Genomic DNA, 2618 nt, shown 5'->3' on the forward strand with positions numbered 1-2618 from the left:
GAACGACTGGAGCTTCTACGTCGTCGTCAGCGACCATGGCGAGTTTGGCCAGCCGGCATGGGACATGGTGCGCAGGCTCAAGCGGTCGAGCATTTCCTTCCTGTTCACCGCCGAGAACCCGGTCATCTGGCCGCTGTTCGAGAAGCTCGACCGGCTCGAAGCGGAATATGGCCGGCCGTTCTGGCCCTATGCCCATTGGGTTCGCACGACCAGGGGATGCGCGCCTCGATACTGGTTCACGCCCGAGAGTCTCGACCGCCATGTCGAGCACCTCTGGGAGCTGGCGCGGATGCGGCTGGCGGGCCATCGATATGCCAGCCTGTTCTTCGACGGCCATCTCGATGAATGGCGGCGCGGTTTGGCGCGCGCGGCGGCTCCCGTCGAGCCGCTGTGCCACAGCGCCAGCCATCTGTCGGTCGATCTCGCCGGCAACCGCTATGCCTGCCACCACAGTGTGAAGCGCGGCTTCCGAACCGGCCATCTATTCGACGAGACCGGGCCGCGAGATCAGGTCGAGCAGGCGGCGCTCGATCATGCCTGGCGCTGGGTGAAAAGTGCTGAGTGCCAAGCCTGCCCGGTGCGCGCCTGGTGCCGGGGCAATTGCCATCTGTCCCAGACCCACGAACTCGACTGCCGGCTGTCCCGCGAGAAGCATCGGGTCTTTGTCTGGCTCGACGAACAAGAGAACGGCGCCCTCGCGCGCAATCAGATCAAGGTGCCCTGACATGACTGAAATGCTCGAATACCGGCTCGCGATGGCGGGCCGGAACGGATACGCGCGCGCACTGCTCTACCGCCCGCACAGCTCGGAACTTCGCTGGGAAGATACCGGCGAGCCCGTCGATCTGCGGGCGGTCGGCACGGGATACGACCCGTCGCCGCCGGACTGGACGCCTGCGGAGCCCGTGTCTCCGGCGAATCCGGGGCGAAAAAGCCGCGACATCCGCGTGCTGAAAATTCAGATGGGGCTCAAGTGCAACTACGCCTGCACCTACTGCAATCAAGCGTCTCAGCCCCACGAGATCCAGGGCGACATGGGCGATGTTCAGTCCTTCCTGCGCCGCCTGCCGACATGGTTCGACGGCGGCAAGACGGGCGATGGCAGAGGTGTCCGGATCGAATTCTGGGGCGGCGAACCGCTCGTCTATTGGAAGACTTTTCGCGTGCTCGCTGGCGCGCTGCGATCGGCCTATCCCAAGGCTCGCTTCAACGTCATCACCAACGGCGCGCTGATCGACGACGACAAGATCGAGTTCTTGGACAAGCTCGGTTTCGGCGTTGGGATCAGCCATGACGGCCCGGCCATGCGCTATCGCGGGCCGGACCCGCTCGACGATCCGGACCAGCGCGCCGCGATCCGCAAGCTCTACGACCGTCTGCGCCCCTGGGGTCGGATCGGGTTCAACTGCGTGCTGCACAAGCACAACACGTCGCTAGCCGCAGTGCGGCGGCATATCGCCGAGCGCCTGGGCGTGCCCGTCGACGAAATTCCGCTCACCACCGAAGAAATCCTGCTGCCCTACGATCAGGGCGGCGTCGCCCTTTCGCCCCAGACCGAGAGCGAGCATCGCGTCTATCTGGAGGCGGTGTTCTGGGAAGCCGTACGCGGTGAGAGCATGCCGGTCTCGACCCTACGTTCGAAGATCGAGGAGTTCTTCCGTTCGATCGCGCAGTCGCGTCCGGCATCTTCCCTCGGCCAGAAATGCGGCATGGACCGGCCGACCGATCTGGCCGTCGATCTCAAGGGCAATGCCCTGACCTGTCAGAACACCAGTGCCGCCACCAAGCACCGGATCGGTTCGATCGAGGCGTTCGAGGACATTCGCCTGACCACGGCCCATCACTGGTCGACCCGCGCCGAGTGCCGGAGTTGTCCGGTGCTACAGCTTTGCCAGGGGGCTTGCCTGTTCCTCGAAGACGGACTGTGGCGGCAGGCTTGCGACAACAGCTTCACGCACAATCTCGCCGTCCTCGCGGCATCCCTCTACTGGCTCACCCGGCTCGTCCTCGTCGAAATCGAGGGCCCGGTCATGCGCCGTGACGGCCTGCCGACCCGTATCCCCGTGATCACGCTGCCGGCGGAACTCGCCGCCGCCTGACCCCGCCGCCATTGCGGCGGCATTCATCCCAGGAGAACGACCATGACTGCCTCGATCGCTCGAGGCCGCGCGCTGCCGCGCGGCATTCGCAACCACAATCCCGGCAATCTGCGCCGGTCCGCCGATCCCTGGCAGGGGTTGGCCGCCGAGCAGACAGATTCGGAGTTCTTCCAGTTCGCCTCCGCCAAATGGGGCATCCGGGCGCTCGCCCGGACCCTGATCGCGTACCAGGACAGGGTCGGCCTCAAGACCATCAAGCAGATGATCGGTCGTTGGGCGCCGGCGAACGAGAACGATACCGGCGCCTATGTGCGGGCCGTGGCCGCGAGTGTGGGCGTTGGGGTGGACGACGAGATCGACGTTCATGACTACGCGATCCTGCGCCCGCTCACCTTGGCGATCATCCGCCACGAGAACGGCCAGCAGCCCTACACTGATGCCGAAATCGACGCAGGACTGGTCCTGGCCGGGGTCGAGCCTCCTCAGCGTCCGTTGGCGCAGACGCGCACCGTGCAAGGC

Annotated in this window: 3 protein-coding genes; all 3 read left to right on the plus strand. The window is 65.5% G+C overall.

Annotated elements, in window-relative coordinates; genetic code table 11:
* A partial coding sequence (locus ACKOED_RS04030) for an SPASM domain-containing protein (protein ID WP_408915289.1) occupies window positions 1–724 on the plus strand: 724 nt, incomplete at its 5' end.
* A gap of 1 nt (window position 725) precedes the next feature.
* Complete coding sequence (locus ACKOED_RS04035) at window positions 726–2099, plus strand: radical SAM protein (RefSeq protein ID WP_408915290.1); 1374 nt, start codon at window positions 726–728, stop codon at window positions 2097–2099.
* Window positions 2100–2141: 42 nt separating this feature from the next.
* A partial coding sequence (locus ACKOED_RS04040; protein WP_408915291.1) for a hypothetical protein occupies window positions 2142–2618 on the plus strand: 477 nt, incomplete at its 3' end.

The sequence above is a fragment of the Aestuariivirga sp. genome (assembly GCF_046093005.1).
GTDB lineage: Bacteria > Pseudomonadota > Alphaproteobacteria > Rhizobiales > Aestuariivirgaceae > Aestuariivirga.

Coding starts and splice junctions, on each gene's coding strand:
- ACKOED_RS04035 (WP_408915290.1), top strand. CDS start 726: ATGACTGAAATGCTCGAATACCGGCTCGCGATGGCGGGCCGGAACGGA.